The organism is Chitinolyticbacter albus, from assembly GCF_024437655.1.
In the GTDB taxonomy this organism is placed as follows: Bacteria; Pseudomonadota; Gammaproteobacteria; order Burkholderiales; family Chitinibacteraceae; genus Chitinolyticbacter; species Chitinolyticbacter albus.
In genome coordinates this window covers 122,373-144,665 of record NZ_JANBVF010000017.1, presented here as the reverse complement: position 1 = coordinate 144,665, position 22,293 = coordinate 122,373, and the positions used below count along the sequence as shown (strand labels likewise).

Below are 22,293 nucleotides of genomic sequence, written 5' to 3'. Positions count from 1 at the left end.
CGTCTCCTCCTTATCGACCGAAGCGCTCGCCGCGATCTTGCGGCGCAGCTTGCACGGCGGGAGCCGGAACCGGCGTCGGTGCGGAGCCGGCCGATGCATCGGCGGCGCTTTGCTGGATCAGCTTGTCGAGCGGCAGGTACAGCAGATTGCCGCCGGCCTTCTGGTCGACGAGGATCTTGGTGGTGTTCTCGAACATCTGCTGCATGGTGTCCAGATACATGCGATCGCGCGTGACTTGCGGCGCCTTGGCGTATTCGGCAGCCACCGCCTTGAAGCGCGACGTATCACCCTCGGCCTGCGCGACCACACGCTGCTTGTAGCCCTTGGCTTCTTCCATGAGGCGTGCCGCGGCCCCCTCGGCCTTCGGAATCACATCGTTGGCGTAGGCGGTGCCTTCGTTGATCAGGCGCTGCCTGTCCTGCCGCGCCTTCACGGCATCGGCGAACGAATCCTGCACCTGTTGCGGCGGCTGCACGTCCGAGATATTGACGCGCGAGATCGACACGCCCGCGCCGTAGCGATCGAGCAGATCCTGCATCAGTTTCTTGGTTTCCTCGGCGATCTGGCCGCGGCCTTCGTTGAGCACGTAGTCGACATTGCTCTTGCCGACCACCTCGCGGATTGCGGTTTCGGCAGCGGGCTTGACCACCAGATCGCGGCCATCTTCATTTTCGTTCAGATTGTTGAACTTGTAGTCCTTGGCCGAATTGAGCGTGTACTGCACTTCGAGCTGGACTTCGAGCAGATTCTGGTCGCCGCTCAGCATGATGGCTTCGTCGTTCGACGCGGCATCCGTGGTTGCGGTGGTCCCGACGACCAGGCTGCGAATTTCGGTCATGTTGACGATTTCACGGCTTTCGATCGGCCACGGCAGATGCCAGTGCAGACCGGGATTCGGGACCGTGTTCACGAACTTGCCAAAACGCAGGATGACGGCGTTCTCGCGCTCGTCGACCACGTAGAAGCCCGATGCCCCCCAGAGCACCAACAGCACACCGAGCACGGCAATCAAGCCGCTCGAGCCGCCATTGCCTGGCCCAGGCCTGGCGCCGAACAAACCGCCAAATTTCCGGGTGAACTTGCGGACGATTTCGTCGAGATCGGGTGGGCCGTCGTTGCGGCGACCACCCCATTGCGGGTCGTTCTGGCTCATGTACTGGTGTTTTCCTCGATGGGTAGGCTCATAGCCTCGACCACTGCGCTACGCAGCAGATCCAGCCCTGCCCCGTTGATGGCACTGACGCGAACGGCGCGAATCTTACCATACTCGTCACGCTCCACGTCGGGTGTAAGGTCTTTCAGGTCGATCTTGTTCCAGACCATCAGTTGCGGGATCCGTTCCGCACCGATCTCAAGCAGCACCTTGTTCACCTCGTCGACCTGCATCTCGCGTAGCGGATGGTTCACATCGACCACGTGCAGCAGCAGGTCGGCATGGATGGTTTCCTCCAGCGTAGCGCGAAACGCGGCAACCAGCGTGTGCGGCAGCGCGCGGATGAAACCCACGGTATCGGAAATGACTACCGAGTGCTCGGGATCGAGAAACAACTTGCGACTGGTGGTATCAAGCGTGGCGAACAACTGGTCGGCCGTGTAGGCGCGAGCCTTGGTCAATGCATTGAACAGCGTCGACTTGCCCGCATTGGTATAGCCGACGATGGAGACGGTGAACAAGTGGCTGCGCTCGCGGGCGCGACGTTGCGTGGCGCGCTGTTTCTGCACGGTGGCAAGCTGCCCCTTGAGCCGCTTCACCCGTTCGCCGATCAGGCGGCGGTCGGTTTCGAGCTGCGTTTCGCCGGGACCGCGCAGGCCGATACCGCCTTTCTGCCGTTCCAGGTGGGTCCAGCCGCGAATCAATCGGGTCTGGATGTGCGCAAGCTGCGCCAATTCCACCTGCAGCTTGCCCTCGGCGGTGCGTGCGCGCTGGGCGAAGATGTCGAGGATCAGCGTGGTGCGATCGATCACCCGGCACTCGACCTTGCGCTCCAGGTTGCGCTCCTGCGCCGGCGACAGCTGGTGGTTGAAGATGACGAGTTCGGCTTGGTGGGCACGCACCGTCTCGGCGATCTCTTCGGCCTTGCCGCTGCCGGCAAAATAGGCGGGATCGGGCCGGCTGCGCTTGCCTTCGATCACGACCAGCGCCTTCACGCCAGCCGATTCGACCAGTTGCACGAATTCCTCGACGCCGTCCCGGTAGTCGGGTTCGCCGAAATCGAGGCAGACCAGTACGGCGGTGTCGCCGCCCTGATGACGTTCAAACATGAATTGGCGATACTCGAAATAGACAAAGCCCCGGAATGACTCCCGGGGCCTGTTGGATCATGGATCGATCAGGCTTCGGCGGCTGGCGTTGCAGCCGGCGGCGCTTCGTGCGGGATCGAGACCGGACGCGACGGCACGACGGTGGAAATCGCGTGCTTGTACACCATTTGCGTCACATTGTTGCGCAGCAGCACCACGTACTGGTCGAACGATTCGATCTGACCTTGCAGCTTGATGCCGTTGACGAGGTAGATATAGACCGGAACGTGCTCTTTGCGCAGGATGTTGAGGAACGGGTCTTGCAGCATTTGCCCCTTGGCGCTCATTGTCTTGTTCTCCGATGCGTTTGTTATATGTGAAACCAATCTTATCGAGCTTTGTACGGCATCTTACGCTGTTAGTATAAATGCCGCCAGCCACCTATCATCACTCTCGGCCACGCATCTTGCTGCGCGGATTGGGCTTGGCGCGCGGCTTGTCCTGCGTGTCGTAGGGGTTTTCACCCCGTTTGAATTGCACCTGCAGCGGTGTGCCCTGCAGCTTGAACGTCTTCATAAAGCAATGCTCGAGGTAGCGCCAATACGAGGCCGGCACCTGTTCCAGCGCATTGCCATGGATCACGATCACTGGCGGGTTGCTCCCCCCCTGGTGCGCATAACGCATCTTGGGACGAATCTTGCCGGAAAGCGGCGGTTGCTGACGTTCGATCGCCACTTGCAACGCCCGCGTAAGCTTGGGCGTCGGGATCTTGATCATGGCCGCGTGGTAGGCCGCGTCGATCGATTTGAACAGATCGCCCACACCCTGCCCTGCCAATGCAGAGATATAGTGGAATCGGGCAAATTCAAGAAAGCCCAGCTTGCGTGAAATTTCACGCTTGATGCGATCGCGCTGTTCGGCGTCGGCCGCTTCCCACTTGTTCACCGCCACCACCAGCGCACGGCCAGTCTCCAGCACAAAGCTGGCCACCTTGGCGTCCTGGTCCGACACTTCCTGCATCGCATCGAGCACCAGCACGGCGACGTTGGCATCCTCGATCGCCTGCATGGTCTTGATCACGGAGAATTTCTCGATCATCTCGGTGACCTTGCCGCGCCGGCGCACGCCGGCGGTATCGATGATGGTGTATTGCTGCTCGCCGCGCTCGAAGTCGATATAGACCGAATCACGCGTGGTACCCGGTTGATCGAACGCGATCACGCGCTCCTCGCCCAGCACCGCATTCACCAGCGTGCTCTTGCCGACGTTGGGGCGGCCGACAATGGCGAACTTGGGATGGCTGGCCTCTTCCTCTTCGACCGGCACTTCGAAGCGCTCGAGCACTTCGTTGATCAGATCACGCACGCCCTCGCCGTGGCTGGCGGAAACCGCCACCGGATCGCCCAGGCCCAGCTCGAAGAAATCGGCGGTGACCACACCGCGATTCATGCCTTCGACCTTGTTGACCGCCACCCACACCGGGCGATCGGTCTGGCGCAGGCGCTGGGCAATGATCTTGTCCTGCGGCGTGATGCCGACCCGGCCATCGACGATGAAGACGATGGCATCGGCCTCATCGACCGCCTGAAGCGTCTGGCGGGCCATCTCGAACATGATGCCTTCGTCGACCACCGGCTCGAAGCCACCGGTATCGACGACGAAGTACGGTTTTTCCCCGACCTTGCCGTGGCCGTAGTGGCGGTCACGCGTCAGCCCCGGCTGGTCGGCGACGAGGGCGTCGCGGGTCTTGGTCAGCCGGTTGAACAACGTCGACTTGCCGACATTGGGCCGGCCGACGAGTGCGATAGTCGGTTTCATTGATTACTTCTTACTGCTTGAGTCCGAGCGCGAACACGCCGCCGGACTGGGTTTGAACAATGGCACGCTCGTCAAAGCGTTGCGGGACCGCGGCGATGCGGCTGCCGTCAGTTGAAACTTGGCCGACGAAGCTGCCGTCATCGACCGAAAGGAAATGGACATAGCCTTCATAATCACCGACCGCAACGACATTGCCGAGGCGTACCGGCGCGCTGACGCGGCGAGCGGACAACTTGTCCTGGCGCCACATGCTGCGCCCGCTGGCGCGATCAAGCGCGCTGACGTTGCCGAGGTCATCAACAAGATAGACCTGCTTGTCGTCGACGGCGATCCCGGATGCGCTAGATGCCTCGCGCGACCAGGCTGGCGAGCCGTTGCCGGCATTCAGGCAGGCAACGCGGCCCTGATAGGCGACGGCGCACACCAGATTGCCGCTGACCACCGGCGGCGACACGATGTCGGCGACGCGTTCAAGCTCGGTCGCGCCACGCGGCTGCGCCACCGGTGCGTCCCACAGCGTCGTACCATCGGACAGGCGCAACGCCACCATGCGCCCACCAGCAAGGCCGGCGAACAACACGCCGCGCTCGGCGACCATGGGGGCGAAATTACGCAGGATCAGCGACGGCATCTGGCGCTGGAACTGCCACTTGCGCGTGCCGTCTGCAGCGGAATAGCCGGTGATGCGGCCATCGGCGGTCCGCACAGCCACAATGCTGCCGGAGACCAGCGGCGGTGCAATCACCTCGGTCGATGCCTGCGCCTGCCACAACGGCTTGCCGTCGTAATCAAAAGCGTGGACCTTGCCCTTGAGCGTGCCAACAGCGACCGTACCATCGCCGGCACCCACGCCCCCGGCGACTTCGCCATCGAGTTCGACCTGCCAGCGGCGTGCGCCGGTGGCGAGGTCGACTGCGGACAGCTGGTCAGGTGCACCGGCAACCACCAGGCGATCGCCCGCCTGCGCCGGCAGGAAACGGAAATCGGTCTTGCTCCCCGCATCGGCACGCCATGACACATGGGCGCCCACCTGATCGGCCACGGTCGGGCGCGGCGATGGCTCCGGCAGATTGCTGGTCGCGCCGCAGGCGGCCAACCACAACGGCGCCGCGATGGCGACGCCACGCAAGGTCCAGCGCGCATACTTCAGCTGCATATCAAACCTTTCCGAGTGCATCGAGTTTCACTTGCACGAATTGCACGTTGGGCGCGTCCTTGGGCAGCTTGGCCAGCGCGGCGGTATAGGCATCGACGGCGCCCTTGGTATCGCCCTTCTCGACGAGTGCGTCGCCGCGCAATTCCTGGATCAGACCGGCAAAGCCCTCACCCTCGGCAGCGGCCAGTGTCTTCAGCGCGGCGTCGATCTGCTTCTGATCGAGCTGGACCGCGGCCAGGCGCAGCCGGGCTGCATCGCGCAGATCGGTTTCCTTGGCATTGGCAATCGCCCAGTTCAGCTGCGATTCGGCATTCTTCAGGTCGCCTGCGTCAAAGCTCGCCTTGGCGGCGAACAACGCGGCGCGCGGTGCGTAGGCGGTAGCGGCATAGTCGCGCTTGAGCGCATCCGCCTCGGCGCGGACCTTGGCCGCATCGCCCTGCAGACCTTCGACCCGGCTATAGATTTCGGCCGCAGCCGCAGCCTGGCCCTGCTGGTAATGCTTCCAGCCCTGCCAGCCGGCAAAGCCGATCAGGCCGGCGGCCACTGCTAACGCCAGATACTTGCCCCAGCTGTGCCACCAAGCTTTGAACTCGGCGATCTGTTCCTGTTCCTGAAGGTCGAATGCCATCTTGTTGTCCGTTATCTAACAGTCAAGGGATAGAAGAAAGTAGCGATTATGCCCGAATTCGCGCGGCGAGCTCAGCCAGCGGCACGGTGATTTGCTCGCCACCGCCCTCGCCCACCAAACGCTTGAGGTTGGCGGTCCTGGCTTCGACCTCGGCGTCACCGATCACCACGGCAAAACGGGCGCCGCTGGCATCGGCCTTCTTGAACTGGGATTTGAAGCTGCCACCACCGGCATGCAGCACCACTTTCAGCCCCGCAGCGCGCAGCTGGCGCGCCAACGCGAAGGCCGCGCGATCGGCCGCCTCGCCCTGGTGCACCAGGTAGGCATCGGGCGCATCGGCCGGCATGGCAACGCCTTCGGCCTCCAGCAGCAGGATCAACCGCTCGATGCCGATGGCGAAACCGACGCCGGGGCACGGCTTGCCGCCCAGCTGCTCGACCAGACCATCGTAGCGGCCGCCGGCGGCCACCGTGGCCTGGGCACCCAGCTTGGTCGTGGTCCACTCGAACACGGTGCGGTTGTAATAATCGAGCCCGCGCACCAGCCGATGATTGATGCTGTAGGTGATGCCGACGCTATCGAGGTACGCCTTCACGCCGTCGAAATGCGCACGCGATGCCTCGCCAAGGAAGTCGGCCAGCTTGGGGGCGCCTTCGGCCATGACCTGCAGCGCCGGATTCTTGGTATCGAGCACACGCAAGGGGTTGGTGTAGAGCCGGCGCTTGCCATCCTCGTCGAGGATGTCGGCGTGCTGCTCCAGGTAGGCGATCAGCGCCTCGCGATGCGCCGCGCGCTCGGCAGCGTCGCCCAGCGTATTGAGCTCGAGCGCCAGATCGGTGAGGCCCAACCGCTGCCACAGGTCGGCCAGCATCACGATCATCTCGGCATCGGCATCGGGTGTCTCGAAACCGAAAGCCTCGACGCCCACCTGATGGAACTGGCGATAACGCCCCTTCTGCGGGCGCTCGTGGCGGAACATCGGTCCGGTGTACCACAGCCGCTGCGTCTGGTTGTACAACAGGCCATGCTCGATACAGGCACGCACGCAACCGGCAGTGCCTTCGGGGCGCAGCACCAGCTGCTCGCCGTTGAGACTGTCCTCGAAAGCGTACATTTCCTTCTCGACGATGTCGGTATGCTCGCCCACGCCGCGCACGAACAGCGCGGTCGATTCGACGATGGGAGTGCGGATCTGGTTGTAGCCATAGGCGGCGAGCCAGTCGCGGACCACGCCATCGAAATACAGCCACGCGGTACTAGGCAGCGGCGCATCCTTGGTCGCGATCGGCAGCGCGTCGTTCATGCCGCGGATGCCTTGTATGGTTTTGCTCATGGAGTCGGTTCGGAGAAGGAAAAGATGAGGCGCGGAGCGGTGCGCCGCTCCTGCGCGGATTACACCGGTTGCAGCGGGATGGTCTTGGCAGCGGCGCCCTCGCGGCGCTTCTCGCCACCCTCGCCATAGCGGGTCTGTACGTAATGCTCGACGATGGCCTGGAATTCCGCGGCGACGCGCTCGCCCTTGAGCGTCACGTCCTTCCTGCCGTCGACGTAGACCGGGCAGACCGGCACTTCACCAGTGCCGGGCAGCGAGATGCCGATGTCGGCGAGCTTGGATTCGCCGGGGCCGTTCACCACACAGCCCATCACCGCCACCTTCATTTCCTCGACGCCCGGATACTGCTCACGCCAGATCGGCATCTTTTGCCGCAGGAAATCCTGGATGTCGCGCGCCAATTCCTGGAACACGGTCGACGTGGTGCGGCCACAGCCTGGGCAGGCAACGACCATCGGCGTGAAGCTGCGCAGGCCCATGGTTTGCAGCAGCTCCTGCGCCACCACCACTTCCTTGCAGCGATCACCGCCCGGCTCCGGGGTCAGCGAAATGCGGATGGTGTCACCGATGCCTTCCTGCAGCAGCACGCCGAGCGCGGCGCTGGAGGCGACAATGCCCTTGGAGCCCATGCCAGCCTCGGTCAGCCCCAGATGCAGCGGGAAATCACAGCGATCGCCCAGATCGCGGTAGACGGCAATCAGATCCTGCACCAGCGACACCTTGCACGACAGGATGATCTTGTCCGGGCTCATGCCCCAGCCGATCGCCTGCTGGGCCGAATCGAGCGCAGAGCGGATCAGCGCTTCGCGCATCACCGCATCGACCGGTAGCGGTTGGGCCAGTTGGGCGTTTTCGTCCATCAGCTTCGTTGCCATCGCCTGGTCGAGCGAGCCCCAGTTCACGCCGATGCGCACCGGTTTGTCGTACTTGATCGCGGTTTCGATCATGAACGCGAACTTCTCGTCGCGCTTGCTGCCCTTGCCCACATTGCCCGGATTGATCCGGTACTTGGCCAGCGCCTCGGCGCAATCGGGATAATCGCGCAGCAGCCGATCGCCGTTGAAGTGGAAATCCCCCACCAGCGGCACTTGACAGCCCCAGTGCTCCAGCTTGGTCTTGATGGTGGCAACCTGGGCTGCGGCTTCGGCGCTGTTGACGGTGATGCGCACCATCTCGGAGCCGGCACGCCACAGCTCGAACACCTGGCGAGCCGTACCCTCGGCATCGGCAGTGTCGGTATTGGTCATCGATTGCACGACGATGGGATGGTCGCTGCCGACCCAGACATGCCCGACCTGGACCTGTCGCGTCGCACGACGCGCGTTTGCTTCGCTCATGGTGCTCTACTTCAACTCGAATGTGGCAACGTTGACGTTGGTGTACTGCGCCAGATCAACGGGCTGCCCCTTGAGGAACAGCCGGGTTTGCGGCGCATTGCCGATCTTGATGGTGAACGGGCGCTTGCCCGATACCGTGCGCTCGCCGCCCGCCGGGATCACTTCGGACAATATCCGCTGGCCAGCGGCGTCGTGCACCTGCACCCAGGTTTCACCCTGAGCGACAAAGCGTAGCTCGTCGGTGCCCACGCTGACCGGCGTTAGCGTTGGCGTTGGCGTTGGCGTTGGCGTTGGCGACAGCCTGTCATCGGCGACACTGGCGACGACTGCGACGGGCGCACTCGCCACCACGCTGGCGGCCAGGGACGACGCCACGTTGGCAATCGGCGCAACCGGCGCCGGCATCTCGATCACCTGATTGGGAACGACATCGAGCTGCGGGCTCACCGGCAGCTGCAGATACCACCAGACACCGCCGACCACGGCCGCGAAAGTCGCCACGCCAACCAGCACGCCGGCCATACCGCCACCGGAGCCCGAGGCCGAGCCACCCGCCAGATTGAAGCCCAGCTCCTCCTTCACGGCAGGCAAGGCGGACTGCAGCCGCTCCTTGGGCAGCAAGCGCTCCAGATCGGCCAGCAAGGGCGCGGCATCGAGACCGAGCAACTTCGCATAGTTGCGGACAAAGCCGCGCGCGAAGGTATTGCCCGGCAGGCTTTCGAAATGGTCGATCTCGATGGCATCGATCTGCTTCTTACCCAGCTTGAGCTGGGCGCCGGCCTGTTCGACCGTCAAACCTAGTGCCTCGCGTCGTGCACGCAGACGTGCACCCACGCTTTGCGGGGGCACAGGCAAGGGGGCGGGCGTCGATTCGAAATGCTCGCTCATTGTGTTTTCTCTATCACCTGCACACGACGATCAGTCGTATTTTCCGGTCAGCAGTTTGGTGGTTTCCAGCGAATCCGGGAAGCGGCTCTTCAGTTGCGCTGCGAGCCTCGCCTCGCCCTCACGATTGCCGGCCAGGCGTTCGATACGCACACCCAGCCACAACAGCTCGGCGCTTTCGGGCAAACGTTTTTGGAGGTCGAGGTAGTTTTTCTTCGCATTGACCGGGTCACCCAGCTTGATGCTGAGTTCAGCCAATTGCACGTGGGCCAGTATATTGTCCGGGCGCCGCTTGATCGCACGCTCGAAATAATCCTGCGCGGTCTGGACCTCTCCAGCCTTGATCGCGCACTGGCCCGCGTTCACCAAGGTCTTGTCAGGCGTGGCATACAACGGGTTCTTCAGCGCATTCATATAGAAGGCAATGCCCTCCTGCATCTGACCCTGCTGGCAGAGAAACCACCCATAGTTATGGTTGATATCAGGATCGTCCGGCGACAGGGACAAGGCTTTCAGAAAGGCATCCCGTGCCTTCTGCGTGTCCTTCAGCTCCGCATGGATCAGGCCAAGAATATTGTAGGCGGCAGCAAACTTCGGGTTTGCGGCCAGCGCCTTGTTTGCTTCGTCGATCGCAACGGCATACTGGCCGCGCTGAAAATAACCCACCGCCAACTGGGTGCGGATCGACGCCAGGTCACCCGGCTCGGCCTTGGCCGGAGCCAGTGCTAGCAAGGTCAAGGCACATGCCATCAATCGCATCCATCCCATCAAACCTTGCTGCATGCCCTTCCCCTTCAACTATGGAACGTGATCGGCTGCGCCTCGGGCGCACGCTGCGTTCTCTTGGTACGGTCCTTGACCTGACCGGCCAACTGACCACATGCGGCATCGATATCGTCACCACGCGTTTTGCGCACCGTGATGATGTAACCGGCTTCGGCGACGATGTCGCGAAAGGCGAGAATAGCATCGCGCGACGAACGGTTGTAGCCCGAGTTGGGAAAGGGGTTGAACGGAATCAGATTGATCTTGCACGGCACGTCGCGTATCAGCGCCGCCAATTGGCGCGCGTGCTCGGGTTGATCATTGATACCTTCGAGCATCACGTACTCGAAAGTGATGAAATCTCTAGGCGCCTTATCCAGATAACGGTTGCACGCCGCCATCAGCTCCTTGAGCGGATACTTCTTGTTGATCGGCACGATCTCGTCGCGCAAGGCGTCGTTGGGTGCGTGCAGGCTGACAGCCAGCGCCACCGGACAGGCGTCGCGCAGGCGGTCCATGGCGGGCACCAGGCCCGAGGTCGACAGCGTGACGCGGCGGCGCGACAGGCCGTAGGCATTGTCGTCCAGCATCATCCGCAAGGCGGCGACCACGTTTTCGAAATTGGCGAGCGGCTCGCCCATGCCCATCATCACCACGTTGGAGACAATGCGCCCCCCTTCCTGCGCCGGCGCGCCAATGCGGGCCTGCTCGGCGGAAAGCCGGTTTTCGGCCCACCACAGCTGACCGATGATCTCGCCCACCGACAGGTTGCGGTTGAAGCCCTGCTTGGCGGTCGAACAGAACGAGCAATCGAGCGCACACCCCACCTGGCTCGACACGCACAGCGTGCCGCGATCGTCCTCGGGAATGAACACCGTTTCGATGCCATTGCCGACACCGACGTCGAGCAGCCATTTCACCGTGCCGTCACTGGCCACGTGCTCGGCCAGCATGTCCGGCGACTTCACCAGCGCATCCGCAGCCAGTTTGCCGCGGAAGGTCTTGGCGATGTCCGTCATCTGCTCGAAATCGGACACGCCCCGCTGGTGTATCCACTTCATCAGTTGCTTGGCGCGGAACGGCTTCTCGCCGTAGCGGACCATCAGCTCTGCGAGGCCATCGGCATCGTAATCGAGCAGATTGACAGACATCTCTTTACTCCTCGGTCAGCCCGAAAAGGGCTGACGACTTAACGGCCGCAAACTTCCGAAGCCGCGAAGAAGTAGGCTACTTCGATTGCGGCGTTTTCAGCACTGTCCGAACCGTGAACGGCATTGGCATCGATCGAATCGGCGAAATCGGCACGGATGGTGCCGGCATCCGCCTTCTTCGGGTCGGTGGCGCCCATCAGCTCACGGTTTTTCAGCACGGCATTTTCACCTTCCAGCACCTGGATCACCACCGGGCCGGACACCATGAAGCTGACCAGATCATTGAAGAACGGGCGCTCCTTGTGCACGGCGTAGAAGCCTTCGGCTTCGGCACGCGACAGTTGCTTCATCTTGGCGGCGACGATCTTGAGGCCGGCCGATTCGAAACGGTCGTAGATCTTGCCGATCACATTCTTGGCAACTGCATCGGGTTTCACGATCGACAGCGTGCGTTCAATAGCCATGTTGACTCCAGAGTAACTTAACGGTTCAGTGAAAGAAGGAAATCGTTGCGGCGGTGCGCGAAACTAGGCTAGCCTCGTTACAGCACCAGGCTTGGCCCTGCGTCGAGCCAAAATAGCCGAGTATTATAACAAACTTGCAATCATAGCGGCAGATGAGCGAAGGACAAGACCCCATATTGCGCGACGCCGAGCAGAATCGGCTGAAAGAACAGGTGTTCTGGCGGCTGGGCATTGCCGCCGGACTGATCGTCATCATTCTTTCCGGCATCTATCTACTCGATCGCCCCGATCAAGCTGCCGATGAACCGGTCCGTCCTGCCGCGCCGCGCATCGCCACAGCGCCGACTGCCGTGGCCTCGCAGCCGGCAGCCGCCCCGGTGCCGGCGAGTGCAGTCGCCAGCGAGCCCGTCACGGCCTCAGCACCGCCAACTGCCCCGACCAGCGCCGCGACGCCGACAGCCACGCCAACGGCCGTGGCGGTGACCCCAACCTCGGCCCCGACAGCCCATCCGACGCTGACCTCGCCGGTACAGCCTCTACGCCCCGCGCCGACCGAGCCACCGCCGCCGCGCGCGCAACCGGCCCCGACACTGGCCAAGCCATCTCGTCCCGCCCTCCCGATTCCGCCCGCCGCTCCGGCGCGCCCGGCCAAGGAAGTCACGGTCCAGGCCGGCGTATTCCTGCATGCCGACAATGCCGAGAAACTGTTGCGCCAGCTGCAGGCCGCCGGCTTGCCGGCCTACCTGGAAACCCGGGTCCAACTCGGCCCCTTCAAGACCCAGGCCGAAGCCGATGCCGCTGTTCGCAAGCTGCGCGCTCTCGGCATCCAGCCTGTGGTGCAGCAACAATAGCCAGCGTATTGCCCAAACTGGAAACGCGCCCTGGGGCGCGTTTCTGTTTTCTGGGTTCCGGCTTGCGCGTCAGGCCAGCCAAGGCACCAGGTTCGGCGCAAATTGCTGGCGTTGCTTGGTCGCCTCGCCCATCAGCACCAGGCCCAGCAGCTCCCCCGCTACGCCCACGCTACGCGCGAGTAACCCCGTGTCAGTCGCCTCGATCTGCCACTGCGCATCGCTCTGCCCCAAGACCGGCGCCACCACCGTCGGGCAGGCAGGGGTTTTCACCACCACCGGCATTGCCGGATAGGCAAGCTCTGCGATGCCTCCGGCCAGCACGGCAGCCAGCGTTCGTGCCTGCTGCATGATGGGCATGACGAAGGGCAGATTGAGCGTCGCCACCTCGGCACAATCACCGAGGGCATAGACGTGGGCATCGCTGCTGCGCAGCTGCCGGTCGACGACGATGCCGCGCGCGACAGCAAGACCGCCCTCACCAGCCAGCGCGGTACGCGGGCGCAAGCCAACGGCGGACAACACCAGCCCCGCCTCCAGCTCACTGCCATCGGCCAGGGTGAGCCGGTAACCCGCTTCGCTACGCGCCACCGCGCTCGCCGCCAAGCCCAGACGAAAATCGACGCCCGCCGCGGCAAGCTTCGCCTGCAGCCAGGCTCCCGCCTGCTGCGGCACCAGCCGCGAGAGCGGCCAGAGCGCGGGATCGATCACCACGGGCTCGATGCCGCGCGCCAGGAGATCGTTGGCAAACTCGCAGCCGATCAGGCCCGCGCCAAGGATAGCCACCCGCCGGACACCATCGAGGCGCTCGGCAAAGCGCGCGTAGTCGTCCAGATCGTTCACCGACAAGATCTCGGGGGTCGCGTCGCCCGTGAGTTGCAATCGCACCGGATCGGCGCCCAGCGCCAGCACCAGGTCGCGGTAGGCCAGCGCGGCACCATCATCGAGCTGCAACTGGCGCCTCTGGGTATCGATGCTCACAACCGAGCGCCGCGTCAGGATGGTGGCGTTCAATTCCTCGGCCATCTTCTCGACCGGCTTCATCACCAGCGCCTGCGGCGTCTTGTTGCCAGCCAGCGCATTCGACAACATGGGCTTGGAATAAAAGCCCCCTCCATCGCGGGTGACGATGGTCAGCGGCGTAGCGGAATCGAGCTTGCGGAACTCGCGCGCGCAGTTATACGCGGCAAGCCCGGAGCCAACGATGACGACGGGTTCGGACATGGGTACTCCGGATTGAATCTAGAAGGGAATCAGGCGCTGGCCCTGGCATCGGGCAGGTAATCGACCCCGGTCAGCGGGGCGGCGAGCACCGCCTGCCGTACCGCCTCGATGGCGGCGGCGCGCGGGAAGTTCTTGCGCCAGGCAAGCACCACGCGACGCGACGGTACAGGGTCGGCAAAGGGGCGTATCGCCAGTAGGGCGTCATCCGCTGGCGTCACCGAGGTGATCGGCAGCACGGTCACGCCTATGCCGCCCGCCACCATGTGGCGGATGGTCGTCAGCGACGAGCCCTGTAGGGTGCGTTGCAGGCTGCTGCCGGCCGCCACGCTCTCGCGGTTGAGGTCGGGGCAGGTTTGCAGCACATGATCGCGAAAGCAGTTGCCGGGCGACAGCAACAACACGTTTTCTCCGGAGAGCTGCTCGGAATCGATTTCGTCCTGCGCCTCCCAAGCATGCCCCTTGGGCGTTGCGACCACGAAAGGCTCGTCGTACACCGCTTGGGTGACGATGCCGCTTTCATGGAAGGGCTCGGCGACGACGGCGATATCGATCTCGCCTTGCTTGAGCATTTCGACCAGGCGCGAGGTGTAGTTCTCCTCCAGCAGCAGCTGCATCTGCGGCGCGCGTTCGCGCAATGCCGGAATCAGATGCGGCAGCAGATAGGGGCTGATGGTGTAGATCATTCCCAGGCGCAAGGCGCCGGCCAGCGGGTCCTTGCCCTGCTCCGCCAGCTGCTTGATCACCTGCACCTCTTCCAGCACCGCCTGCGATTGTTCGACGATGCGCTCGCCGATGGGAGTGAGGGTGACATCGCCCGCCGAGCGCTCGAACAGCGTCACCCCGAGCTCGTCCTCCAGCTTCTTCACCGCCACTGACAAGGTCGGCTGCGAGACGAAGCAGCTGGCCGCCGCGCGGCCGAAGTGGCGCTCGCGCGCAACGGCAACGATATAGCGCAGTTCCGTCAGCGTCATGCCCGCCCCCCCCACGGCGCCAGCTCGCGCCAGCGCAGACGGCACAACACAAAGGTCACGGCCAACAGACCAATGCAAGTCAACAGCGTCCAGATCGGCATCGATACGCCAAACAAGGTGAAATCAATCTGACTGCAATCGCCGACCGGGCGGATCAGCGCGACGAACCACTCGGGCCAACCAGGTGCGTTCAGATCAATGGGGAAAGGCAGGCTGGAGCCGCAAACCAGGCTGGGATCGGCAGGGCCGTATTGCAGGCGGATGTTCCAGGCAGCGGTGGCGGCGCCAAACAACGCAGCCGCACTCGCCAGCACGCCGATCAGCGCCACTCCGGTGCGCGACCTGGGCAGCCAGGACGTCGCCAGCAGGGCGACCAGGCCATAGGCAATGACAGCGAGGCGCTGGTACACGCACATCAGACAGGGCATCACCCAGTTCACGTACTGATGGTAAAGCGCGAAGGCAATCATGCCTACGCATGCCAGGAACAACAGCAAAAACGGCAAACGCCAGCGCATTGTCACTCCCGATTGTTTTTTTCAATCGGCGATTGTAGCGCGCTGACTGTCGGCAAGGAAATCGGCGAGCGCGGCGCGCTGCGCCATCGCGTCGCGGTAGCCTAGCCGTATCAGTTCCCGCGTGTACTGGTGGTGAAACAGGACATAGCTGGCCACCACCGAGCCCTGCCGCCGGAAAGCACCGAGCCCGCCCAGCATGAAGCGCAGCCCCGGGGGAAAGGTCGAACGGTGCGGCATTGCCAGCCGCTCCAGCGGCCGGCTGGGCGTGATGCTGAGCACCTCGATCGGGCGCAAACCCAGCCTTACCCGCTCCGCTGGCGGCAGCAGCCCAACCGTGCGATTGATGCGGCGCACCCGTTCGAGATCGGCCTCCAGGCCATCGATAAAGATGCTGTCCATCAAATGGCCTGCGACCTGGGCAATCGACGGGTAGCCGACGACCTTTTCGCGGGCCGGCCCCACCTCGCGCTGCGGTGCCACGCCGATCACCAGCACGCGCTCCGCCCCCAGATGGATGGCCGGGCTGATCGGTGCCACTTGCCGCACCGAGCCATCACCGAAGTACTCGCGATGGATGTGCGTCGCAGGGAAAACCAGTGGAATCGCGCTGGACGCCATCAAGTGCTCGGGGCCGATCTGCGTGCGCGTGCCAATGCGCAGTGCGCGCTGCCAGCCCTCCAGCTCGTCGCAACCCTGGAAGAAACTGACCGATTGCCCCGACGTGTAGCCCGATGCGGTGATCGCCAATGCACGCAGATAGCCACGCTCGATACTGCGGGTCACGCCGGGAAAATCGATCATCGAATGCAGCAATTGACCCAGCGGCTTGCTGTCGAGAAAAGAGCGCGGGTTGTGCCGACCCAAGCCGCCCACCAGCAGCGAGAACATCCAGTGCGCGGCGCGGCCGAACAGCGCGGGCAGCGTAGCGCGATACACCTGCTCGGGCGTGAGCTGCAGCCAGGCGCGGGCGAGTTCGCGCACCGCGCGATGAAAATCCTCAGCGCCGGCCGCGATCGCGGCCGCATTGATGCCGCCGGCCGAGGTACCGCAGATGATGGGAAAGGGATTGCCCACTTGGCGCGGGGAGAGCCGCGACACAGCGAGCAACACCCCCACCTGGTAAGCCGCCCGGGCGCCCCCGCCCGACAGAATGAGCGCCGTGCGCCCCGCGCATTGCGGCGATCGCAAATCCATACCCATTCCCCTCCCCTGACTTGTCTTTCTTACACGCTAGCGGGCGGCGCACACGCATGCAATCCCCGCGTGCCCTTTCATGCCGACCGTAGCCTAGAAAGCAACAGCCCGGTATAATCGATTTTTGCGCCCCGAGGATTTGCGCCCCATGCGTATTGTTCAGAAAGCTCTGACCTTCGACGACGTTCTGCTCGTTCCCGCCCATTCCAGCGTCCTGCCCCGCGACGTTACCCTGTCCACCCGCCTGACCCGCGATATCCAGCTGAACCTGCCGCTGGTCTCAGCCGCCATGGATACCGTGACCGAAGCCCGCCTTGCCATCGCCATCGCGCAGGAAGGCGGCATCGGCATCATGCACAAGAACATGCCAGCCAAGAATCAGGCGCAGGAAGTGGCCAAGGTCAAGCGTCACGAATCGGGCATCGTCAAGGACCCGATCACCGTCCGCCCCGAGATGTCGGTGCGCGATGTGCTCGCCATCACCCGCCAGCACAAGATTTCCGGCCTGCCGGTGCTCGATGCCAACGGTCAGGTGGTCGGCATCGTCACCAACCGCGACATCCGTTTCGAATCCCGCTTGGATGCCCCGGTCGCGTCGATCATGACGCCCAAGGATCGCCTGGTCACCGTCAAGGAAGGCGCCAGCATCGACGAAGCACGCGAGCTGATGCACACGCATCGCCTGGAGCGCGTGCTGGTCGTCGACGACAGCTTCCGCCTCAAGGGTCTGATCACCGTCAAGGACATCATCAAGAAGACCGAGCACCCGAACGCCGCCAAGGACAGCCATGGCCGCCTGCTGGTCGGCGCCGCGGTCGGCACCGGTGGTGACACCGAGGAGCGCGTATCGGCACTGGTGGAAGCAGGCGTCGACGTCATCGTCGTCGATACCGCGCACGGCCACAGCCAGGGCGTGATCGACCGCGTACGCTGGGTCAAGCAAACCTACCCGCAGGTACAGGTGATCGGCGGCAACATCGCCACCGCCGCCGCCGCGCTGGCGCTGGTCGAAGCCGGCGCCGACGGGGTCAAGGTCGGTATCGGCCCCGGTTCCATCTGCACCACGCGTATCGTTGCCGGTGTAGGTGTGCCGCAGATTTCCGCTGTTTCCAATGTGGCCCAAGCACTGGCCGGCACCGGCGTGCCGCTGATTGCCGATGGCGGCATCCGCTTCTCCGGCGACATTGCCAAGGCACTGGCAGCTGGCGCCCACTGCGTGATGCTGGGTGGCCTGTTCGCCGGCACCGAGGAAGCGCCCGGTGAAGTCGAGCTCTACCAAGGGCGCTCGTACAAGAGCTACCGCGGCATGGGTTCGCTCGGTGCGATGCAGCAAGGCTCGTCCGACCGCTACTTCCAGGAAGAGAACACCGCCAATGTCGAGAAGCTGGTGCCGGAAGGCATCGAAGGCCGCGTGCCCTACAAGGGCCCGATGACCGCCATCGTGCATCAACTGGTCGGCGGCATCCGCTCGTCCATGGGCTATCTTGGCTGCGCCAGCATCGCCGACATGCACGCCAAGGCGGAATTCGTCGAGATTACCTCGGCCGGCATCCGCGAATCGCACGTGCACGACGTGCAGATCACTAAGGAAGCACCGAACTACCGGATGGAGTAAGGACGCCATACTGACGCGTTCCTAGCGCAGCCAGAAAAACCAACTAAACCCGCTAATTTACTAGGTTAGCGGGTTTTTTCTTGTCTAACGCCATCTCGCCACATACAGCCAAAACCACAAATAATCCCCTCCGTTCTCCCACCGTTTTACAATGGGGCTTGTACTTCAGTAAAAACCGGTGGGAATCAAGGCGCTAACCGAGCTGCAATGCCAGAAGGCTTTGTTGCACAACCCGGCAGAAAGTTGAGCCAGCCCCAACCCCGGACGGATTTATGCCACGCGCACCGTTTCCGGCATGCCCAGTTGCGTGAACCGGTTGAGCAAGGCGGCACGGACTTGCAGCTCCGCCACCTGTCGCTCGAAGGTGCGCGCCTTCACCCGTTCACCCAGCAACTTGAAGCAGTGCATCTTGGTTTCGACCAGGCTGCGCTGGTGATAACCGCCCCAGCGTTTCCAGATCGCCGGACCCTACCGGCGCATCGCGCGTAGTACTTCGTTCCGCACTCGCGCTCCTTCGCCGTTCTCTTTCCTGGCTGGCCGTTCTTGCGCACCGGGATGATCGCCTCGGCACCTCGTTCGGCAATGGCACGATGGCAACCCTTGGTGTCGTAAGCCCCATCGGCATGGAAGCTGGCGATGGTTTCGTCGACCGGAATCTGTGCCCGCAAATCCGGCAACACCGGCGCATCACCCACACCATTGCCGGTGATTTCAATCGCGCGGATTTCCAGCGTTTGCGCGTCGATGCCCAGATGCACCTTGCGCCATTGTCGACGGTACTCGGCGCCATGTTTTTCTCGTTTCCACTCGCCTTCGCCGAGGAACTGGTTGCCGGTACTGTCGGTCAGTAGATGCAGGTCACCCGACGCTACGTCGTACTGGAATCTGCACCGTCAGCGTCTGTTGCCGTCGGCTGAGCGTGCTGTAGTTCGGAATGCGCCAGTCGAGCTCGGCCAGTTTGATCAGGCCCTCGACCATGCCGATGGCCTGCCGCAATGCCAGGCGGAACAGCGCCTTGATCGACAGACAAAACTGAATCGCGGCATCGGAGAAGGTCGCCTGATGCCCGGGCTTGCCACTGGCTGGCGCGTACCATGGCATGGCTGGATCAAGCCAGATCAACAGCGATCCCCGAACCTTGAGGGCGGCGTTGTAGTCACGCCAGTTGGTGGTCTTGTACTTGGCTGGGGCGGGCTTGGTCATGGCCGGCGTTTACCGGTAGGGTTCAGGCGAGGGGAATTGTGCAACAAAGCCGGGGTGACTATCCATGCATATCACAGACAAACTGCCGCCTAGCTGTTCAGCCAACCGGACACCCAAACTGCTGCGCTGTTGGGTTCCCCCCCCCAATGTCTGCGGCACTCCAGCCGCCCCTTACCTGCGACGTTAACACTCATGAACCTTCGAGCCGTGCTCTTTGATCTCGATGACACCTTGCACGACAAGTCTGCAACATTGCGTGCGGTCGCGGCTAAGCAGTATGCCAGTGGTGAACTTTCGTCCTTTGGCATCCATGAAAGCGAATGGGAATCCCTGTACGTCGCTCTGAACAACCTTCGCATTGAGAAGACCGAGGTCTTCTCTCGCCTTCGAGATCAATTCTCACTGCCGTCAGGCCTCGTCGAGTCGCTGCTCGCGGACTTCGACAAGAACCTTGGAGCGACGGCCAAACCGTACGTTGGTGCATTGGATCTCGTCAGATCGTGCAAAGCGCAGGGCATGAAGGTTGGCCTTGTGACCAACGGCCGTGACGCTTTTCAGCGAAGCAAGATCATAGGCCTGGGCCTCGGGGAGAACCTCGATGCGTTGGTTACCTCGGGCGGCCTCGGAATCAAGAAGCCGGATTCGCGCATCTTCCGCGCTTGCCTCCAGATGCTCGATGTCGAGCCGCATACTGCTGCATTCGTCGGCGACGACTTCGCAGCCGATATGCAGCCCGCGCTGGAGCTTGGGATGCAAGCCATCTGGAAATCCGCCGCCACGTCCCCGCGTGTAGCGTTCAGCAGTGATAGCCTCAATGAAATCCGAGCATTCCTACTATCAGCAGTCTAACCCTGTCATCGAGCGGGCGATCACCGGCGAGCCGGGCGCCGCCTCTCATGTCAAACGCTAGGGGCTTTCATGCAGCCAACCAATAGCCCAACCTGGAAACGCCTTGAAGAAAACTGGGCAAATGGTTTCAACTCGCTCATGAAGGAAGAGCAAGAAGCTCTAGCTTTGTGGTGGCTGGAAGCAGAAACCATGAATGGGACTCTAAATCAGTATTTCTGGAATAGCTCTGGCGACCTGGCATTGATTGCCTTGTCAGGCCTTGAAAATTTAAACATGCCTGTCACGCTGGAAGCATTTCGAGAAGCGCTCAAATACTTCGGTGATCCTTATCCTGTAAATCGTGAGCTGAGGATGGATCGCCTGGAAGAAATTGAAACCACCTACGGAGAAGAAGTATTTACACCGCCGTCGAGAATAATTCAAGAGCTCCCAGAAGACTTTGTCCAGGCTGTTGTTTCTCGACTGGAGGCAGTCTATGCACGCACCTAATTTCGATAAGGACATCCCCATTTTTTGCAATGCAATGTCCATCCGCAGCTGCGCGGCCCCGGCTGCCAGTTACTTCCCGCAATAGGGGTCACCATGCGTAATCGCCTCAGACTTGCCATTGTCTTGATCTACTACGCCCACTGCATTGCGGCTGTGGCGTACGCGGCCACAATCGCCGATCCGAAAGGCCAAGCTGTCCGGCTCTCTGCTCCGTTGTGGCTTACGCCGTCTTGCTTGCTTGACTTAATGCCCACCGTGCCTGGCATCAAGTCCAACGAAACATGGCAATTGCAAACGCTGGTGCAATTGCCAATGGCTTTTACCTTTAGCTCTGTCGTGCTTTACGCGGCTGACACATTGCTCCAAAAAATCTGGGTCATCGATTGGCGTTCAGCGACTGCTGTCGGACTCTTTCTTGGACTGCTTCTTGGCGGATTATGGTTCTTCGTCACACATGGCAACCACCTGATTTGGCTGACCCTTTCCCTATTGGGCGGACTTGCAAGCGCCACTTTCTATGCCAAGCTCCTCGGCCGCTGATCTATCGGCCAATCACCACGGCAAGCCCGCGCCGCACCCCTTACCTCCTACGTATAATCTCACGCACGTTTAGTTTGATGCAGTCAGCGAGAACCCATGGATAGAGAAGCCGAGGCCTATCAAGGCAGCCAAGCCAGGGTGGTGAATCGGGGGGATGTGTTCTGGATCGGCGCCGACGAATCCAGGGGGTCCATCCCTGGGCACCCGCATCCCTACGTCGTCATTCAGGATGATGTCTTGAACCATTCCCGCATCAGCACCGTCGTGGTTTGCGCACTCAGTTCGAACCTGAACAAGGCCAATGAGCCAGGGAACGTATTGCTGGAGCCCGAGGAGGGAAATCTGGCCAAGCAAAGTGTCGTGGTGGTTTCGCAAGTTTCCTGTCTGTACAAGACCCGTTTGGGTGAACGCATAGGCGCGCTTTCAAGCCAGCGCGTCGAGCAGATATTGGCGGGAATGCGATTCCAGCAAACTTCATTCTTCAATCGCCAATGAGCCCATCCATCCAGGGCGGACGGCCCCACCCTGTAATCGAGCAGGCACGCCATGGTGGGCCACACTGCTCGATTTTGCAGATGCAATGCCGCCGTTGCTTGCCATTCATCTCTCGCCTTGAGCCCGCATCATGGATCGTCGTGGCCTCGATTCGGCCAGCCGTTCATGCACGCCGGAACCGCTGCGTGGCATGGCGCTGGGACGCGGCAATCTCAAGCAAGGAAACCGCCCGCAATAGCTGGATCGGCGGTCGTGCCCCTACAACGATTTCAGATTTCGTCCTACAGCCTACCTTGCAGCGATGACCAACAATGGGAGCGCATCGTCGAAGAGGTTTTCCCCATGTTGCCGCTGGATCTGCCCGATTTCACGCTCGTCACACCTCGCAAGCCCGGCATGCCGCCGCGCGTCGTCATCGTGCCCATGGTTCCCGATGATGACGATGATGATATGAACGATGGCTTGCCCGAGCTCCTTCCCCCGCCACCGGAACCTACTGTGCACTAGGCTTGTATTCGCTGTTTCGCGACACTGTGCTGGATCTAAAACGATCGCCATCAGGCGCACGG

The 22,293-nt window shown here is 62.4% G+C and carries 23 protein-coding genes and 1 pseudogene; 7 read left to right on the top strand and 17 right to left on the bottom strand.

From position 1 onward, the window contains the following. Positions 1–10: 10 nt before the first annotated feature. From hflK to ndk, 12 genes are all read right to left on the bottom strand, one after another. On the bottom strand, positions 11–1,153 hold the full coding sequence (gene hflK / locus NLI84_RS12160; RefSeq protein WP_255990519.1) for an FtsH protease activity modulator HflK: 1,143 nt from the start codon (positions 1,151–1,153) through the stop codon (positions 11–13). Continuing rightward, positions 1,150–2,262 carry a ribosome rescue GTPase HflX gene (gene hflX / locus NLI84_RS12155; protein WP_255990516.1) on the bottom strand — a complete coding sequence of 371 codons (1,113 nt, stop codon included), beginning with the start codon at positions 2,260–2,262 and terminating at the stop codon, positions 1,150–1,152. Before hflX ends, hflK begins: the two co-directional genes overlap by 4 nt. Positions 2,263–2,330: 68 nt before the next feature. Beyond that, the gene (hfq, locus tag NLI84_RS12150; protein WP_255990515.1) at positions 2,331–2,588 is read right to left on the bottom strand and encodes an RNA chaperone Hfq; all 258 of its coding nucleotides are present in this window, start codon (positions 2,586–2,588) and stop codon (positions 2,331–2,333) included. A 100-nt stretch (positions 2,589–2,688) separates the two neighbouring features. Further along, a complete protein-coding gene (gene der / locus NLI84_RS12145) occupies positions 2,689–4,059 on the bottom strand; it encodes a ribosome biogenesis GTPase Der (RefSeq protein ID WP_255990514.1) in 1,371 nt (456 codons plus the stop codon). A 10-nt stretch (positions 4,060–4,069) separates the two neighbouring features. Continuing rightward, complete coding sequence (bamB, locus tag NLI84_RS12140) at positions 4,070–5,215, bottom strand: outer membrane protein assembly factor BamB (protein ID WP_255990512.1); 1,146 nt, start codon at positions 5,213–5,215, stop codon at positions 4,070–4,072. Between the two features lies 1 nt (position 5,216). Further along, a complete protein-coding gene (locus NLI84_RS12135) occupies positions 5,217–5,843 on the bottom strand; it encodes a YfgM family protein (RefSeq protein ID WP_255990509.1) in 627 nt (208 codons plus the stop codon). A 46-nt stretch (positions 5,844–5,889) separates the two neighbouring features. Continuing rightward, the gene (gene hisS, locus NLI84_RS12130; protein WP_255990508.1) at positions 5,890–7,176 is read right to left on the bottom strand and encodes a histidine--tRNA ligase; all 1,287 of its coding nucleotides are present in this window, start codon (positions 7,174–7,176) and stop codon (positions 5,890–5,892) included. A 59-nt stretch (positions 7,177–7,235) separates the two neighbouring features. Continuing rightward, positions 7,236–8,513: a flavodoxin-dependent (E)-4-hydroxy-3-methylbut-2-enyl-diphosphate synthase gene (gene ispG / locus NLI84_RS12125; RefSeq protein WP_255990507.1), complete on the bottom strand. Its 1,278-nt coding sequence runs from the start codon at positions 8,511–8,513 to the stop codon at positions 7,236–7,238. A 6-nt stretch (positions 8,514–8,519) separates the two neighbouring features. Further along, the gene (locus NLI84_RS12120) at positions 8,520–9,401 is read right to left on the bottom strand and encodes a RodZ domain-containing protein (RefSeq protein ID WP_255990505.1); all 882 of its coding nucleotides are present in this window, start codon (positions 9,399–9,401) and stop codon (positions 8,520–8,522) included. A 30-nt stretch (positions 9,402–9,431) separates the two neighbouring features. Next, positions 9,432–10,181: a type IV pilus biogenesis/stability protein PilW gene (gene pilW, locus NLI84_RS12115; RefSeq protein WP_255990504.1), complete on the bottom strand. Its 750-nt coding sequence runs from the start codon at positions 10,179–10,181 to the stop codon at positions 9,432–9,434. 11 nt (positions 10,182–10,192) lie between these two features. Continuing rightward, positions 10,193–11,314, bottom strand: coding sequence for a dual-specificity RNA methyltransferase RlmN (rlmN, locus tag NLI84_RS12110; RefSeq protein ID WP_255990503.1), 1,122 nt, complete (start codon positions 11,312–11,314; stop codon positions 10,193–10,195). A gap of 38 nt (positions 11,315–11,352) precedes the next feature. Further along, on the bottom strand, positions 11,353–11,778 hold the full coding sequence (gene ndk, locus NLI84_RS12105) for a nucleoside-diphosphate kinase (protein WP_255990502.1): 426 nt from the start codon (positions 11,776–11,778) through the stop codon (positions 11,353–11,355). 152 nt (positions 11,779–11,930) lie between these two features. Between ndk and NLI84_RS12100 the strand changes: the two genes are divergently transcribed. After that, a complete protein-coding gene (locus NLI84_RS12100; RefSeq protein WP_255990501.1) occupies positions 11,931–12,629 on the top strand; it encodes an SPOR domain-containing protein in 699 nt (232 codons plus the stop codon). Between the two features lie 69 nt (positions 12,630–12,698). Here the strand turns inward: NLI84_RS12100 and NLI84_RS12095 are convergent, their stop codons facing one another. From NLI84_RS12095 to NLI84_RS12080, 4 genes are read right to left on the bottom strand one after another with little or no spacing between them, the layout of a single operon-like run. Then, entirely contained in the window at positions 12,699–13,850 is a 1,152-nt protein-coding gene (locus tag NLI84_RS12095; RefSeq protein ID WP_255990499.1) for an NAD(P)/FAD-dependent oxidoreductase, read from the bottom strand. A gap of 29 nt (positions 13,851–13,879) precedes the next feature. After that, positions 13,880–14,821, bottom strand: coding sequence for a hydrogen peroxide-inducible genes activator (locus NLI84_RS12090; RefSeq protein ID WP_255990494.1), 942 nt, complete (start codon positions 14,819–14,821; stop codon positions 13,880–13,882). Beyond that, positions 14,818–15,339, bottom strand: a complete 522-nt coding sequence (locus NLI84_RS12085) for a disulfide bond formation protein B (RefSeq protein WP_255990493.1) — start codon at positions 15,337–15,339, stop codon at positions 14,818–14,820. Before NLI84_RS12085 ends, NLI84_RS12090 begins: the two co-directional genes overlap by 4 nt. A 21-nt stretch (positions 15,340–15,360) precedes the next feature. After that, complete coding sequence (locus tag NLI84_RS12080) at positions 15,361–16,533, bottom strand: patatin-like phospholipase family protein (protein ID WP_255990478.1); 1,173 nt, start codon at positions 16,531–16,533, stop codon at positions 15,361–15,363. 148 nt (positions 16,534–16,681) lie between these two features. Here NLI84_RS12080 and guaB point away from each other — a divergent pair, with 148 nt between their 5' ends. Further along, positions 16,682–18,148 carry an IMP dehydrogenase gene (gene guaB / locus NLI84_RS12075; RefSeq protein WP_255990477.1) on the top strand — a complete coding sequence of 489 codons (1,467 nt, stop codon included), beginning with the start codon at positions 16,682–16,684 and terminating at the stop codon, positions 18,146–18,148. Between the two features lie 270 nt (positions 18,149–18,418). Here guaB and NLI84_RS12070 read toward each other — a convergent pair. After that, a pseudogene (locus NLI84_RS12070) lies at positions 18,419–19,351 on the bottom strand (IS5 family transposase). Between the two features lie 192 nt (positions 19,352–19,543). Between NLI84_RS12070 and NLI84_RS12065 the strand changes: the two are divergent. From NLI84_RS12065 to NLI84_RS12045, 5 genes are all read left to right on the top strand, one after another. After that, on the top strand, positions 19,544–20,200 hold the full coding sequence (locus NLI84_RS12065) for an HAD family hydrolase (RefSeq protein WP_255990476.1): 657 nt from the start codon (positions 19,544–19,546) through the stop codon (positions 20,198–20,200). 69 nt (positions 20,201–20,269) lie between these two features. After that, positions 20,270–20,689: a DMP19 family protein gene (locus NLI84_RS12060; RefSeq protein ID WP_255990474.1), complete on the top strand. Its 420-nt coding sequence runs from the start codon at positions 20,270–20,272 to the stop codon at positions 20,687–20,689. A gap of 93 nt (positions 20,690–20,782) precedes the next feature. Continuing rightward, on the top strand, positions 20,783–21,229 hold the full coding sequence (locus NLI84_RS12055; RefSeq protein WP_255990473.1) for a hypothetical protein: 447 nt from the start codon (positions 20,783–20,785) through the stop codon (positions 21,227–21,229). Positions 21,230–21,325: 96 nt separating this feature from the next. Beyond that, positions 21,326–21,724 carry a type II toxin-antitoxin system PemK/MazF family toxin gene (locus NLI84_RS12050; protein WP_255990472.1) on the top strand — a complete coding sequence of 133 codons (399 nt, stop codon included), beginning with the start codon at positions 21,326–21,328 and terminating at the stop codon, positions 21,722–21,724. Between the two features lie 252 nt (positions 21,725–21,976). Then, on the top strand, positions 21,977–22,231 hold the full coding sequence (locus NLI84_RS12045) for a hypothetical protein (protein WP_255990470.1): 255 nt from the start codon (positions 21,977–21,979) through the stop codon (positions 22,229–22,231). The last annotated feature ends 62 nt before the right edge of the window (positions 22,232–22,293 follow it).

Excerpts from the sequence above, each read along its gene's own strand:
- NLI84_RS12090 (WP_255990494.1), bottom strand. The coding sequence starts at position 14,821 with ATGACGCTGACGGAACTGCGCTATATCGTTGCCGTTGCGCGCGAGCGC.
- bamB (WP_255990512.1), bottom strand. The coding sequence starts at position 5,215 with ATGCAGCTGAAGTATGCGCGCTGGACCTTGCGTGGCGTCGCCATCGCG.
- hisS (WP_255990508.1), bottom strand. The coding sequence starts at position 7,176 with ATGAGCAAAACCATACAAGGCATCCGCGGCATGAACGACGCGCTGCCG.
- NLI84_RS12050 (WP_255990472.1), top strand. The coding sequence starts at position 21,326 with ATGGATAGAGAAGCCGAGGCCTATCAAGGCAGCCAAGCCAGGGTGGTG.
- hflX (WP_255990516.1), bottom strand. The coding sequence starts at position 2,262 with ATGTTTGAACGTCATCAGGGCGGCGACACCGCCGTACTGGTCTGCCTC.
- pilW (WP_255990504.1), bottom strand. The coding sequence starts at position 10,181 with ATGCAGCAAGGTTTGATGGGATGGATGCGATTGATGGCATGTGCCTTG.
- NLI84_RS12055 (WP_255990473.1), top strand. The coding sequence starts at position 20,783 with ATGCGTAATCGCCTCAGACTTGCCATTGTCTTGATCTACTACGCCCAC.
- NLI84_RS12120 (WP_255990505.1), bottom strand. The coding sequence starts at position 9,401 with ATGAGCGAGCATTTCGAATCGACGCCCGCCCCCTTGCCTGTGCCCCCG.
- NLI84_RS12080 (WP_255990478.1), bottom strand. The coding sequence starts at position 16,533 with ATGGATTTGCGATCGCCGCAATGCGCGGGGCGCACGGCGCTCATTCTG.
- ndk (WP_255990502.1), bottom strand. The coding sequence starts at position 11,778 with ATGGCTATTGAACGCACGCTGTCGATCGTGAAACCCGATGCAGTTGCC.
- hflK (WP_255990519.1), bottom strand. The coding sequence starts at position 1,153 with ATGAGCCAGAACGACCCGCAATGGGGTGGTCGCCGCAACGACGGCCCA.
- rlmN (WP_255990503.1), bottom strand. The coding sequence starts at position 11,314 with ATGTCTGTCAATCTGCTCGATTACGATGCCGATGGCCTCGCAGAGCTG.
- guaB (WP_255990477.1), top strand. The coding sequence starts at position 16,682 with ATGCGTATTGTTCAGAAAGCTCTGACCTTCGACGACGTTCTGCTCGTT.
- NLI84_RS12095 (WP_255990499.1), bottom strand. The coding sequence starts at position 13,850 with ATGTCCGAACCCGTCGTCATCGTTGGCTCCGGGCTTGCCGCGTATAAC.
- NLI84_RS12100 (WP_255990501.1), top strand. The coding sequence starts at position 11,931 with ATGAGCGAAGGACAAGACCCCATATTGCGCGACGCCGAGCAGAATCGG.
- NLI84_RS12065 (WP_255990476.1), top strand. The coding sequence starts at position 19,544 with ATGAACCTTCGAGCCGTGCTCTTTGATCTCGATGACACCTTGCACGAC.
- ispG (WP_255990507.1), bottom strand. The coding sequence starts at position 8,513 with ATGAGCGAAGCAAACGCGCGTCGTGCGACGCGACAGGTCCAGGTCGGG.
- NLI84_RS12085 (WP_255990493.1), bottom strand. The coding sequence starts at position 15,339 with ATGCGCTGGCGTTTGCCGTTTTTGCTGTTGTTCCTGGCATGCGTAGGC.
- NLI84_RS12135 (WP_255990509.1), bottom strand. The coding sequence starts at position 5,843 with ATGGCATTCGACCTTCAGGAACAGGAACAGATCGCCGAGTTCAAAGCT.
- der (WP_255990514.1), bottom strand. The coding sequence starts at position 4,059 with ATGAAACCGACTATCGCACTCGTCGGCCGGCCCAATGTCGGCAAGTCG.
- hfq (WP_255990515.1), bottom strand. The coding sequence starts at position 2,588 with ATGAGCGCCAAGGGGCAAATGCTGCAAGACCCGTTCCTCAACATCCTG.
- NLI84_RS12060 (WP_255990474.1), top strand. The coding sequence starts at position 20,270 with ATGCAGCCAACCAATAGCCCAACCTGGAAACGCCTTGAAGAAAACTGG.